Here is a 13,296-nt window from a genome sequence, read left to right as displayed (position 1 = left end):
CCTTTTTTATATCTTTTTTGTTGACGAAAAAAGAATGTCGTAAAAGTTTGGAAAAGAGATTGATGCACACTCTGCATCCAAAATGGTACTCTCGCCCTCGACTGCACACGCCATGATAGATGCTGCCATTGCTATTCTGTGGTCTTTATACGAGTTTACAATTGCACTTTTGAGTCTTTCCCTTGAGCCTATTATCTTAAGTCCGTCTTCAAGTTCATAGCAATCAGCTCCAAAACTTTTCAGCATCTGAGCTGTTGTCTTTATCCTGTCACTTTCTTTTACTCTCAGTTCTGAAGCGTTATCGATTGTGGTTTTACCTTCGGCAAATGCCGCTGCAACTGCCAAAATAGGTATTTCGTCTATGATGCGGGGAATATCGTCTTTGTTCACCGTTACTCCTTTTAGGTTGCTGCTTCTTGCAACTATTTTTCCCACAAGCTCTCCATTTCTATTTTCCACATCTTCAATGCTAATATCAGCACCCATCTGTTTTAGAACATCAATTATACCTGTTCTTGTTGGGTTTAAAATACAGTTTTCAATTACCACTGAGCTACCTTCGCATATTAGTGCAAGAACAATAAAAAATGCTGCAGATGATATATCTGATGGAATTTTTATCTTTATGCTGGAAAGTTGACTTGGCAGTATCTCTACTGTATATACCCCATCTTCTTCCCAACTTTTTATATTTGCTCCCGCATGTTTTAACATCAGTTCTGTGTGGTCTCTTGACTTAGGACTCTCTTTTAAAATACTTTTGCCTTCAGCTCTTAAAGACGCAAAAATCAATGCAGATTTTACCTGCGCACTTGGAATAGGTAAGGTATATTCAATCGGTTTCAAGACTTTGCTGCCTTTTACCTTAATAGGTAGAAAATCTTCTTTTTCTAAAAACTCAAACTCAGCTCCCATTTGGGAAAGAGGCACTGTGACCCTTTTCATTGGTCTTTTTTGAAGGGAGCTGTCACCTGTCAAAATAGATTCAAATTCCTGGGTTGACAAAATCCCAAGAAGAAGTCTTGTGGTTGTTCCTGAATTTTGGCAGTCCAGTATCTGTTTTGGAGCACTAAGAGCAAAGCCATTTCCTTTAACAATTATTTTGTCATTTCGAATTTCTATGTCAGTGCCAAGATTTTTGAAACAATTGATGGTCGCCAAGCAATCATCCGAAAAGAGAAAGTTTTCTATCTCTGTCACACCTTTTGCCAAGCTTCCAATCATGATACTTCTGTGGGATATTGACTTGTCAGGCGGAACAATTACATTTGAGTTTATTTTTCTTCTTCCGTCTATCTTAACATTCACTTTTCATCACTCACAATCTTATCTCTAATTAATTTTGCTTTTTCAAAATAAGAGTAAATTTCATTATAGTTTTCACTTTGCAAACTTAATTTAAAGTTTTTCAGAAGTTCAATATAAGCCTCAATAAGTTCAAGCAACACGTTCTTGTTTGAGACTGATATATCTGCCCACATTTTTGGACTGGAGGAGGAGATACGGGTTATATCTTTAAACCCTCCTCCAGCAAATTTGCAATATATCTCACTACTACTTAACATATTCACAAGCCCTGCAGACACAACATGCGGAAGGTGTGAAATAACAGCTGTTATTTTGTCATGAAGTTCAAAGTCAATCTCCTCAACCTTGCATCCTATTGATTGCAAAAGATTCTTAAGCTTTTCAATATCATCTTTTCTATTCATCCCTGTTGGGGTTATGAAGTAGTATGCACCATTAAAGAGTGTATCAAATGAATATTCATAACCTATCTTTTCAGTGCCTGCCATGGGATGTCCACCGATGAAATTGGTAATTTTATGTTCGATGGAATACTTGCAAATCTGAGTTTTTGTACTTCCAACATCTGTTATGATTCCATTTTTGATTTTTGATGATAATTTGCTAAGAATAGGTATGCTTTCTAATACAGGGACACATATAAAACTAAAGGCATACTCATCTTCTGCCTCATCTAAACTTTCAATCTTCTCTTTTACAATACCTTCACAAATAGCTTTTTCAACTGCACTTTTGTTTATATCATAAGCGTGAATTTCATACCCGCATTTTTTAAAAGCTTTTGCAAGTGAACCACCAATAAGGCCAAGCCCTGCTATGAGTATCCTTTCTCTCACCATTTCCTCTATACACTCTTTCCAATTGATTTTGCTATTAAAGTTATTTCTTTTACAAGCTTGTCAAACTCATCGGGCGTGATTGACTGAGGACCGTCAGAGAGAGCCTTTTGCGGGTTTGGATGGACCTCAATCATAAGCCCATCAGCTCCTGCTGCAATTGCCGCTTTTGAAAGTGCTGGAACATACTTTGCTTTCCCTGCTGCATGGCTCGGGTCAACTATTATTGGAAGATGGCTTTTTTCCTTCACAACAGGGATTGCTGAAATGTCCAAAGTGTTTCTTGTTGCTGTCTCAAATGTCCTTATTCCTCTTTCACACAGAATAACATTTGGATTTCCTTCGCTCAAGATGTATTCAGCAGCATTCAGCCACTCTTCAATTGTTGCTGCAAGCCCTCTCTTGAGAAGAACTGGCTTGTCTTGTCTTCCCACATATTTTAGCAAATTAAAATTTTGCATATTTCTTGCACCAATTTGAAAAATATCTACATAGTCATACGCTCTGTCAACAGCACTTTCGCTTATTACCTCTGTTATAACTAAAAGGTCATACTTTTGTGCAGCTTCTTTTAATATTTTCAATCCTTCTTCCTCAAGACCCTGGAAAGAATATGGAGATGTTCTTGGCTTATAAGCTCCGCCACGTAGGATCTTTGCACCGCTTCTTTTAATCTTTTCTGCAACTTCAAACATCTGCTGATAACTTTCAATTGCACAAGGACCACCAATAAGCGTGACTGAGTCTCCGCCAATCTCTACATCTTTAATTTTTATAACTGTAGGTTCTGGTTTGAAGGTTCTGCTTGCGAGTTTGTAGCTCTCAAGGATTGGTATTATTCTGTCAACACCTGGTAAAAGTTCAACAGGGACATCAGACAGAATTCTCTCATCGCCAATGACACCAATCACAGTTCTTTCAACGCCCTGTGAAATGTGGGGCCGCAGGCCCAGTGATGTGATTAGCTTTACAACCTCTTCAATATCTGACTCTTTACAGTCCTTTTTCATTACAATAATCATATTCATCGCCTCCATACTACCATTTTTTATTTTACTACAGTTTGCATCCGTTCTACCATTCTTCAAATTTTCTTTTTCTATAGAATTTCTTTCAAAGCCTTTATGAATCCCATGTTATCACCTTCCTGGCCAGTTGTAACTCTCAGATATGTTGGCATACCGAATATATCACCTGGTCTTACAATTATGCCTTTTAAAAGTAGTTTTTTAAACACTTCAACAGCATCCTTCTTTACATCTACCATGACAAAATTTCCATATGACTTTATATAAGGAAGCCCCATTTCTTCAAAGCTTTTATAGAAAAATTCAAGAGACTTTTTGTTGAGATCTTTCGCCTTTTTTACATGATCTTCATCGTCAAGGGCAGCAGAAGCTGCAATCTGTGCCAAGTGATTTACATTAAAAGGTGGTCTTATTCTGTTTAATTTTTCAATAATCTCCTCTGATGCTATTGCATATCCAATTCTTAAAGATGCAAGACCATAGATCTTTGAAAATGTCTGAAGAACAATAAGATTTTCAAATTCATTGAGCCACTCTGTGGCATCTGGGTATTCAGGGTCATCTATATATTCTTTATAAGCCTGGTCAACAACAACCGCAATGTGTGAGGGTACTGACTTTATAAAGTCATACAGTTCTTTTTTCTTGACAATTGTACCTGTAGGGTTGTTTGGATTGCAAATCCAAATTACCTTTGTTCTTTCATTTATATTGTTGTAGAAAGACTCTAAGTCATGTGTAAAATCTTTTAATGGAAGTTCTACAGGAACGCCGCCCATCACTTTTGTAACTGTTTCGTATCGTGGGAAAGAAGGTTTTGCCATTATTGCGTTGTCCCCTGGATTGATAAATACAGCAGCGATGAATTGAGTGATTTCATCAGAACCTGCTCCCAGAAGTATCTGCGATGGTTTTACACCCAACTTTTTTGAAAGCTTGAGTTTTAGTTCTGTACAGTTTCCATCCGGGTAAATACCAAGTTCATCCAAGTTTTGCATCAAAGCTTTTTTCACATTTTGTGATGGTCCTAAAGGATTTTCATTTGAAGCAAGTTTTATTACCTTTTCAAGGCCAAGCTCTCTTTTCACCTCAGAAATAGGTTTGCCAGGGATATAGGGTGAAATTGTATTTATTACTTCTCTGAACAAATTAGCACACCCCTAACTTGCGATTTTCAATAATTTTATTATCAACTCTTAGGATTTGTCAAGAAAAAAGTGATGAATAAAAAACAATATTGAGTTAGCTTAGCAAAAATGTTTGTAGATTAGTTATAAATTTTTAGATTCATCAGGGATTAAAAAAGTCAATTTTGCGGGGGAAAAATATAAAATTTTTCAGGGTTACATTTCTACAATTTATAGTTATAATTTATTTCAGATTCACAATTTTTAAAGTCTTTTTGCTCGTAGAAATGTCAAAATATACAGTGAGGAGGGTTTGAGATGTCAAAAAAATTAAAATCATTTGCGTGGTTTGTCTGTTTTGTGTTCATTTTTTCAAGCCTTGTTACCCTGCCAAGTTTAAAGTCTAATTCTGTGAAAGCGGCTTCAAGCAATCAACCCGTAAAGACATTGACATTTTTCTATGGAGATTCAAATGCAGACCCTCATCCAGACCTATTTAGCACTCCTATTGGTAAAGAAATTACAAAGCTCACAGGTGTAAAACTCAAAATCGAATACTTAGCAGGACAAGATGAGGCGACAAAGATTGGTCTTATGTTGGCATCTGGTGATTTACCAGATTTGATTCATGGACATCAGGAGCATGGAAAATTGATTGAAGCAGGTGTTTTGGTACCGCTGGATAACTATATCCAAAAATACGGAAAATATTGCAAACAAATTTATAGTGCAAAAGATTTGAAGCGACTAAGACAAAAAGATGGCAAAATTTATTTCTTATCACCATACAGAAACGAAATAACACCAGACTTAAAGCCAGATGGGTTCTGGCTACCAATTGATCTTCTTGAAAAGGCAAAGTGGCCAAAGGTAAGGTATTGGGAGGACTATCAGCAGCTCATTAGAGATTATGTAAAGAAAAATCCTACTATTGAGGGAAAACCAACTATCGGATTTACATTTATTACGGAAAATTGGAGATTCTTCACTTTAGAAAATCCACCTTCATATCTTATGGGGTATCAAAATGATGGTGATGTAATCGTTGACCCGAAGACATATGAAGCAAAAGTTTATGCAACAATGGAAGGTTCAAAGAGATACTACAAGGATTTGAATAAGATGTGGAAAGAAGGGCTTATTGACAAAGAAGTGTTCGTTCAAAACTATGACACATATCTTTCCAAGATTGCTCAGGGTAGAGTTGTAGGATTCTACGACCAGTGGTGGCAATTTGGATATGATGCAGAAGCTTCTTTGAAAAATGCAAAGAAATACAATAGAATGCATGTATCCTTCCCGGTTGTCTACAAAGGTGTTCAAAGAGCAAGATATCTTATGATTCAGCCAATTGGCGCAAGAGATGGTATTAGCATAACAAAGAAGTGTAAAGACCCTGTCACAGCATTTAAGTTCCTTGATACTCTGTGCTCTTTAGAAGCTCAAAAACTTATGTACTGGGGAATAAAAGGTGTTGATTACAGTGTAGACAAAAACGGAAAGATGTACCTAACAGACAAACAGAAAAAACAGAGAGAAGATCCTGTTTACAGGAAGAAACAAGGGCTTGGATACTGGTGGGTATTCCCGCATGCATATTTGAAGCTGCAGGATGGAAATTACAGAGAGCCAGGATTTGACCCAGAGTATGTATACAAGAACTTCTCACCAGCTGAAAAGAAAGTTCTCGATGCATATAAAGCTAAATATTTCATGCAACCTCCATTTACAGACCCACCGCTTGAAACACCTTATGGATTTGCATGGGAAATCAATATTCCTGCTGACAAGACACAAGTAACTATTGCAACACAGAAGATGAGTGAAGTAAGAAGAAAATATCTGCCACAGCTTGTAATGGCTAAAACAGATGCTGACTTTGAGAGAATATGGAAAGAATATTTGCAAGCATTTGAAAAGACAAATTACAAAGTATACGAGCAGTTCAAGACAGAGATGATTCGCTGGAGAGTAAAGAATTGGAACTAAACTTGGAGTAAATTGTGGTATATTTTATAGGGAAGGCCTCCTGTTTTAGTTTTAGAGGTCTTCCCTATAAATTTTTGTAGTCTAAAAAATAATACCAACAAAGGAGGAGGGTTCTTGTGGACTTATCTAAATTTGATGTAAAAAAATTCTGGGAAGAAAATGATTTTTGTTGGTTTAATTTTGACAAAAAAACAAGGATTCCTATACACTTTTGGCTTGACGACCATTTTTTATTTGAGCTGGTTGGTCCTTTTTCAACAGTTGATTATTACTCTGACAAATCATACAGGCTTCAAATTCATAAAAAAGCTAATGATATTTTGGAAGAAGAGCTTGGGAGAAGATTTTATTCAGAAGAAGAGCTTGACCCTCCAGAGCCAACAAGATTTGAGGTTGTAATGGGTTCAAAGGTTGTGATATCAGAAGGGGGAACGCCTTGGCTTGAGCAAGCAATTGAAAGTTTAGATGAGGTAAAAAGTTTTATAGAAAAGATGGAGAAGATTGATGTAAAAAAAGTGGTTACACCTGAACTTTTAAAAGCAAAAGAAGATTACGAGAATCTAACTGGCAAGAAACTAAGATGGGGACATATGACAAGAGGACCTGCTACAATTGCAACAAGTTTATTAGGGACAACAAATCTTTGTACGTTACTGATGGATGAACCAGAGCTAATGGATGAGTTTTTTGAGATATTAAAAGAAAAACTTGTGGAATATATAAAAAATTTAAGAGGTTATTGTGAAGTTGAATATAACGGAATTGCAATTAATGATGATAACTGCTTTTTGTTTTCGCCCAAGCTTTATGAAAGATACTGTGCACCTATTTTGGAGAGTTTGTTTAAAAACTTCGCACCAAGAAAAGAAGATACGCGCTATCAACATTCAGATAGCAATATGCAGCACCTAATTCCTATTTTAAATGAACTTGGAGTAAACAGCGTTAATTTTGGACCTGAAATTCACCCTGCCACGATAAGAAAGCTCATGCCACATGCGTTGATTTATGGACAGATGCCACCATTTGTATTGAGAAACGGAAGCGCAGAGGAAATTATTGAATATGTAAAGAGGGATATGCAAGTTTTAAAAGAGGATGGAAACTTTATCGAGACACCTGCAGGTTCTGTTGCTTCAGGTACTCCTCTTGAGAATATCAAAATATACATGTGGGCTGTTCAAGAATTTGGGAGAATATAGTTTTTTGACATATCAATTTTATGGGGGAAATATGTTAGATTTTGAGGGTTGTTTTTATCTAAATACTATGTAAAATGAACAGTAGAGGATGATAATTGTTCATCCTAAATAAAAATTCAAGGAGAGGAGGCGTGTAAATTTGAAATTTATAAGAAAAATCTCGATTGTGGTAGCGCTTGTTTTCATTATTTCCGCGGTGCTGGGTGGGATTGTACCTGTATCTTCCCAGAAGGTTGAAGGTGCATCAAAAAAGGTTGTAACATTTACAATGTTTAGTGCAGATGCAACAGTACAATATCACCCAGATATCTTTAGCACTGCTATTGGTCAGGAAATTACTAAAAAGACTGGTGTGAGACTAAAAATCGAACACTTTGTAGGAATGGACCAGGCAACAAAAATATCGCTTATGCTTGCATCTGGCGACTTGCCAGACCTTGTTTACGGTAGCGGTGAACACAAACAATTTATTCAGAACAAAGCTTTAGTTCCGCTTGAAAATTACATTCAGAAATATGGTCAGTGGACAAAGAAGGCTTATTCATCTGCTGATTTGAAAAAATTGCGCCAGGCAGACGGACACATTTACTTCTTGAGCTACACAAGAGGAGAAGTTTCACCGAGCTCAATGGGCGAAGGTTTATATGTAATGATTGATATGTTACAAAAGAATAATTGGCCAAGGTTAAAGTACTGGGAAGATTTGGTGCCAATGATAAGAAACTATGTCAAGAAATATCCAAAGTATAAAGGCATGCCTGTAATAGGCATGTCAGCAATTACAGAAGGTGCAAGATTTTATGTAATTCAGGATCCGGCAACAGGTTTGAATGGTTTGATTGCAGATACTGTACAAGTTGATCCAAAAACATATAAAGCAAGCTATGACCCTGCGGGAATAGGAATGTATAAAGCATACAAGGCGCTAAATGCTCTGTGGAATGAAGGTTTGTTCGATAAAGAAGCTTTTGTTCAAACATATGACCAATGGGCAGCGAAAGTTGCTCAAGGTAGAGTTGTAACAAGCTGGGGAAGGTCATGGCATTTCAACACAGCATTCAACACCTTAAGAAAGAACGGGGAGGATGACAGAATCCTTGTTCCGTTTGGTATTGTATTCAAAGGAGTTAAAAAGTCAAGATATGTCATGCTTCAGTCAATCGGGACTCGAGATGGAGTAAGTATTACTAAAAAATGCAAAGACCCTGTAAGAGCATTTCAGTTCTTAGACCAACTTTTGAACCCAGAAGTGCAAAAGCTCATGTTCTGGGGTATTAAAGGAAGGGACTATCTTGTTGATAAGAAAGGCAAGATGTACAGAACTCAGGCTATGATTGACAAAGCAAGAGACCCTGTTTATCAGAAACAGGAAGGGCTTGGCTACTGGAACATTTGGCCAAGATGGCAGCTGAAACTTCCAGATGGAAACTATGTAAAACCTGAGCTTGATCCGGATATTGCATATATGCAATGGGCACCTGCACAGAAGAAAGTCCTTGATGCTTATAAAGCAAAGACCTTTGTTGAGCCGCCATTTGCAGATGAACCTGAATCTCCACCTTGGGGATATGCTTGGGAAATTAACATTCCACCAGAAAAGCAAAAAGAGATTCAGGTTCCACTCAATATTGCTAACGATCTTGCAAGAAAGTATATACCAATGCTTATAATGGCTCCAAAAGGCAAATATGATGAGATATGGAACAAGTACAAGGCAGAAGTTAGAGCAAAGATAAATCCAAAACCAATTGAAGAGTTCTACACACAGGAAATGAGGCAGAGAATGGCTGATTGGTACGGAATCAAGGTTAAGTAATATTGTGTAAAAATGGATAAGGGGAGAGGTAGATAGTTGCCTCTTCCCTTATATAAAATTTTTAATTGTTTAGCATTTGCTTTCCTGGGTACTTACAATATAGAGGTATAAAAGTTTTCAAAGGAGGTAATTGCTTTGGACGCAGTATATTACACCGAGTCGAAAAAAACTTTTTGGCAGAAGGTAAAGGAGCAAAAAGAATTAGTTTTAATGATATTCCCTTTTGTACTGTATGTTATCCTGTTTCACTACGTACCTCTTTGGTGGTGGGTCATTGCATTTAAAGAATACAGGCCTTTCCAGGGTGTTTGGGGTTCAGAGTGGGTAGGCTTGCAACAATTTAAAGATTTGTTTAGTGACTCTGGTTTTTGGCTTGCTATGAGAAATACAATTGTTATAAGCTTTTTAAAGCTTGTTACGTCCTTTGCAGCAGCTATCTTACTTGCGTTGATGCTAAACGAAGTAAAGAATATGTTATTTAAAAGGACTATTCAAACAATTTCATATCTTCCCCACTTTGTTTCTTGGGTTGTGGCGGCGAGTATAGTTATAAGTGTGCTTTCACCTGAGTCAGGTATACTCAATCAAATTTTAATGTCACTTAAGATAATAAAACAACCAATTGTTTGGATGGGCGAAGGGCATTATTTCTGGTGGATATTGGCTCTCTCGAATGTTTGGAAGGAAACAGGATGGAATGCTATAGTGTATTTGGCTGCAATGACAAGTATTGACCCGGAACTTTATGATGCTGCAAGTGTGGATGGTTGTGGAAGACTGCAAAAGATAAGATATGTAACACTGCCGGGGATTGCACCAACAATTAGTATGCTTCTTATTCTCAACGTTGGTTGGCTTTTGAATGCTGGTTTTGAACAGGTTCTTTTGCTCAGAAACCCGCTTGTTCAGGATTACTCTCAAATTCTTGACACATACGTTCTTGACTATGGTATTACAATGTACAGATATTCATATGCTACAGCTGCTGGTATGTTTAAGAGCGTTGTAAGTATTTTGCTTGTGTTGTTTGCAAATAAGGTTGCTGCAAAATTGAATGCATCCACTGTGGTATAGAAAAATCTTGGCAAGGTTTTTCAACAATATAAACAGGAGGGAATGTTTGAGATGTTTAAGAAAAAAACAGCCGAGGATATTATTGTTGACTTGGTTGTTTATATAAGTCTGATTTTTGTGGGTATTGTTACTTTATATCCTTTTTTAAACGTTCTTGCAATTTCGTTTAACGATGCTCTTGACACAGTTCGAGGAGGAATTTATATCTGGCCAAGAAAGTGGACTTTGAAGAACTATGAAATTATTGTTAGTAATCCACAGATTTATAATGCAGCTTTAGTATCTGTTGCAAGAACAGTTCTTGGTACAGTGCTGGGTATTATTTGTACAATGTTTGTTGCTTATCCTCTTTCAAGAAAAGATTTTGTATTAAGACGTCCGTTTTCTGCAATAATGGTTCTAACCATGTATTTCGGTGCTGGTCTAATTCCAACCTACTTATTGTATAGATCATTGGGACTTTTAAACACATTTTGGGTTTATATTGTACCGGCCCTTCTGGGAATGTTCAATGTTGTTGTAGTCAGAAGCTATATAGAGTCACTTCCTTCAAGTTTGATTGAATCTGCTAAGATTGATGGAGCAAGTGAATTTAGAATTTTGTGGCAGATAATCTTTCCACTTACTCTGCCAGCAGTTGCGACAATAGCACTCTTTATTGGAGTTGGACATTGGAATTCGTGGTTTGATGTATATATCTTTAACTCACAAAGACCTGACCTGAGTACCCTTCAGTATGAGCTTCAAAAAATTCTGGCATCTGTAAGTATGCAGGTTGGAAGAAATCCTGACTATCAAATGGGAGCAATGGCTGAAACTCAACAGGTTACTCCAAACTCAGTAAGAGCAAGTATGACAATTGTTGCAACAGCTCCGATTATTATGGTATATCCATTCTTGCAGAGATATTTTGTAAAGGGTCTTACTCTTGGAAGTGTGAAAGGAGAATAATTGAGGTTGCGTAAAGTGGGTGAAATTCGCCCACTTTGATTTATTTTTTATGGGTAAATAAATACAGTTAATATTCTTGTGTATTATGATATAATTAAACTTAGGAGATATAAAGCTTGTGGTGGAACAAAGTGCTAAAAAAATTTTTTGAATTCTCAAAAGAAAGGCTGCTTGATAAATTAGATAATCTTTCTGTCAGAAAAAAGCTGCTACTTGTATATATCCTCTGTGTTTTAATCCCCACAATAGTGAGCCATTTTATTTTTACCATTTTCATTGTAAAGAATCTTCAACAGCAGAAAATAAATCAGATAAAAAGTGCCTTCAGTATCTTAAATACTAATGTAAAAAAGGTAATTGATGAGGCTATATTATATTCAAATACATTGTATACAGATGATTTGCTTAATGATATGCTTGATATTGATTATCAGGGAATGGAAGATTTTTACTCAAATTATGTTCAGTACTTAAGAAATAGGATATATCAGGGGAGAAATGTGTATTCAAATATTGCTCGCGTTACAATATATACAAACAATCCCACAATTTTGAATAGTGATGGTTATAGAAAATTAAACTATCAGGAAGTAAAGGATTGGTATGAAAAAGTAATTAATAATCAACAGGGAATAATTGTAATACCTACCACCGAAAACACTGTAAGTGGAGAAGAAGGATATGTATCATTGATAAGGAATCTCAATCAATACGAGCAAAGAAGCACGTCAACAGGGAACAATAGTAAATATACCAAAATAGCCAAAATTGACATTTATCTTTCAAGCTTTTTCAATTCCATAAATTTTGAGGTGTTTGGCGGAGAGATTTACTTGCTGGACAGCAGCAACAGAATAATTGCAGCCCATACATACAATAATCTAATCTTTACCAAGCCATTTGTAAAGTTTGAAGCGAGTAAATTTGTGACAAAAGGGTCGTATGTATTTGTAAATAATCTGGATATAACTCTTTTAAGTGGATGGAAACTGGTAGGAGTATTTTCGCGCTCGTATATGATGGGAGAAATATACAGGGCTATCGAGTTTATATTACTTATTTCGCTTTTGAGCTTGATATTTGCAACCTTTTTGATAAGGCTTATAACTTCTTCCTTATCAAATAGATTAGAGCTTTTGGAAAGACATATAAGAAAGGTTAAAAAGCAGCGCTTCGAGATTCTGACATGTAAGGAAGGGAACGATGAGATTGGTAGCCTGATAAGAGAGTTTAACAATATGACGATAAGACTTAAGGAACTAATAGAGAAGGAAATGCTTTCTGAGATTCAAAAGAAGACACTTGAAGTTGAAAAAAAGCAGGCAGAGATAAATGCGCTTCAGAGTCAGATAAATCCACATTTCCTTTTCAACACACTGGATTCTATAAGAATGCGTTCTGTTTTAAAGAACGAACTGGAGACGGCTGAGATAATAAAGTATTTAACAAGGACCTTAAGGAGGCTTATTTATTGGGGAAATGATATAACCACAGTTCAGGAAGAAATCAATTTTGTAGAAGATTTTCTAAAAATACAACAATACAGATTTGGTGAAAAGTTAACATATGAAATTTTTGTAGAAGAAGATGCTAAAAACTGTTTAATTCCTAAGATGACAATTCAGCCGCTTGTTGAAAATGCATGTATACATGGTATAGAGGAAAAAGAAGACAGTGGTAGAGTAATGGTTAGAGTAAAAAAAGAGGGTATAAAGTTAATGATAGAAGTTGCTGACAACGGGATAGGGATGGACGAGAAAAAGCTTGAAGAGCTTTATGCTAATCTTAACAATCCATTATATGATAAAAGTATTGGACTTAAAAATGTTTACAGAAGATTAATGCTGTACTACAACGACAATGCTGAGTTTTATATTGAAAGTTCTATCAAGAAAGGTACAAAGGTTGTTATTAAACTTCCTTTAGAATTGCCAGCATTTGTTCATAAAATATAGTGAGGGTGTG

The 13,296-nt window shown here is 36.2% G+C and carries 10 protein-coding genes; 6 read left to right on the top strand and 4 right to left on the bottom strand.

The annotated features are described in order from the left end of the window. Nucleotides 1–6 precede the first annotated feature (6 nt). The 4 genes from aroA to hisC all read right to left on the bottom strand — a co-directional run bounded on the left by aroA (nucleotide 7) and on the right by hisC (nucleotide 4,320). On the bottom strand, nucleotides 7–1,308 hold the full coding sequence (aroA, locus tag CALHY_RS09310) for a 3-phosphoshikimate 1-carboxyvinyltransferase (RefSeq protein WP_013403706.1): 1,302 nt from the start codon (nucleotides 1,306–1,308) through the stop codon (nucleotides 7–9). Continuing rightward, nucleotides 1,305–2,147 carry a prephenate dehydrogenase gene (locus tag CALHY_RS09305; protein ID WP_013403705.1) on the bottom strand — a complete coding sequence of 281 codons (843 nt, stop codon included), beginning with the start codon at nucleotides 2,145–2,147 and terminating at the stop codon, nucleotides 1,305–1,307. Before CALHY_RS09305 ends, aroA begins: the two co-directional genes overlap by 4 nt. A 5-nt stretch (nucleotides 2,148–2,152) precedes the next feature. Then, nucleotides 2,153–3,166, bottom strand: coding sequence for a 3-deoxy-7-phosphoheptulonate synthase (aroF, locus tag CALHY_RS09300; RefSeq protein WP_013403704.1), 1,014 nt, complete (start codon nucleotides 3,164–3,166; stop codon nucleotides 2,153–2,155). A gap of 77 nt (nucleotides 3,167–3,243) precedes the next feature. Further along, the gene (hisC, locus tag CALHY_RS09295) at nucleotides 3,244–4,320 is read right to left on the bottom strand and encodes a histidinol-phosphate transaminase (RefSeq protein ID WP_013403703.1); all 1,077 of its coding nucleotides are present in this window, start codon (nucleotides 4,318–4,320) and stop codon (nucleotides 3,244–3,246) included. A 297-nt stretch (nucleotides 4,321–4,617) separates the two neighbouring features. Between hisC and CALHY_RS09290 the strand changes: the two genes are divergently transcribed. The 6 genes from CALHY_RS09290 (at nucleotide 4,618) to CALHY_RS09265 (ending at nucleotide 13,286) form a co-directional block, all read left to right on the top strand. Beyond that, the gene (locus CALHY_RS09290) at nucleotides 4,618–6,288 is read left to right on the top strand and encodes an ABC transporter substrate-binding protein (protein ID WP_013403702.1); all 1,671 of its coding nucleotides are present in this window, start codon (nucleotides 4,618–4,620) and stop codon (nucleotides 6,286–6,288) included. Nucleotides 6,289–6,404: 116 nt separating this feature from the next. Then, entirely contained in the window at nucleotides 6,405–7,490 is a 1,086-nt protein-coding gene (locus CALHY_RS09285; protein WP_013403701.1) for a uroporphyrinogen decarboxylase family protein, read from the top strand. A gap of 139 nt (nucleotides 7,491–7,629) precedes the next feature. Beyond that, a complete protein-coding gene (locus tag CALHY_RS09280; RefSeq protein WP_013403700.1) occupies nucleotides 7,630–9,306 on the top strand; it encodes an ABC transporter substrate-binding protein in 1,677 nt (558 codons plus the stop codon). Nucleotides 9,307–9,441: 135 nt separating this feature from the next. Further along, complete coding sequence (locus CALHY_RS09275; protein ID WP_013403699.1) at nucleotides 9,442–10,380, top strand: ABC transporter permease; 939 nt, start codon at nucleotides 9,442–9,444, stop codon at nucleotides 10,378–10,380. A gap of 51 nt (nucleotides 10,381–10,431) precedes the next feature. Then, a complete protein-coding gene (locus CALHY_RS09270) occupies nucleotides 10,432–11,331 on the top strand; it encodes a carbohydrate ABC transporter permease (protein WP_013403698.1) in 900 nt (299 codons plus the stop codon). 116 nt (nucleotides 11,332–11,447) lie between these two features. After that, complete coding sequence (locus CALHY_RS09265; protein ID WP_013403697.1) at nucleotides 11,448–13,286, top strand: cache domain-containing sensor histidine kinase; 1,839 nt, start codon at nucleotides 11,448–11,450, stop codon at nucleotides 13,284–13,286. Nucleotides 13,287–13,296: the final 10 nt, after the last annotated feature.

The organism is Caldicellulosiruptor hydrothermalis 108 (genome assembly GCF_000166355.1).
GTDB classification, from domain to species: domain Bacteria; phylum Bacillota; class Thermoanaerobacteria; order Caldicellulosiruptorales; family Caldicellulosiruptoraceae; genus Caldicellulosiruptor; species Caldicellulosiruptor hydrothermalis.
Note: the sequence above shows the minus strand (reverse complement) of the source record. Positions and strands in the feature narration are given on the sequence as shown.

Bases quoted from the DNA above. Each gene is read 5' to 3' on its own strand.
- aroF (WP_013403704.1), bottom strand. From the start codon at position 3,166: ATGATTATTGTAATGAAAAAGGACTGTAAAGAGTCAGATATTGAAGAG.
- CALHY_RS09305 (WP_013403705.1), bottom strand. From the start codon at position 2,147: ATGGTGAGAGAAAGGATACTCATAGCAGGGCTTGGCCTTATTGGTGGT.
- CALHY_RS09270 (WP_013403698.1), top strand. From the start codon at position 10,432: ATGTTTAAGAAAAAAACAGCCGAGGATATTATTGTTGACTTGGTTGTT.
- CALHY_RS09290 (WP_013403702.1), top strand. From the start codon at position 4,618: ATGTCAAAAAAATTAAAATCATTTGCGTGGTTTGTCTGTTTTGTGTTC.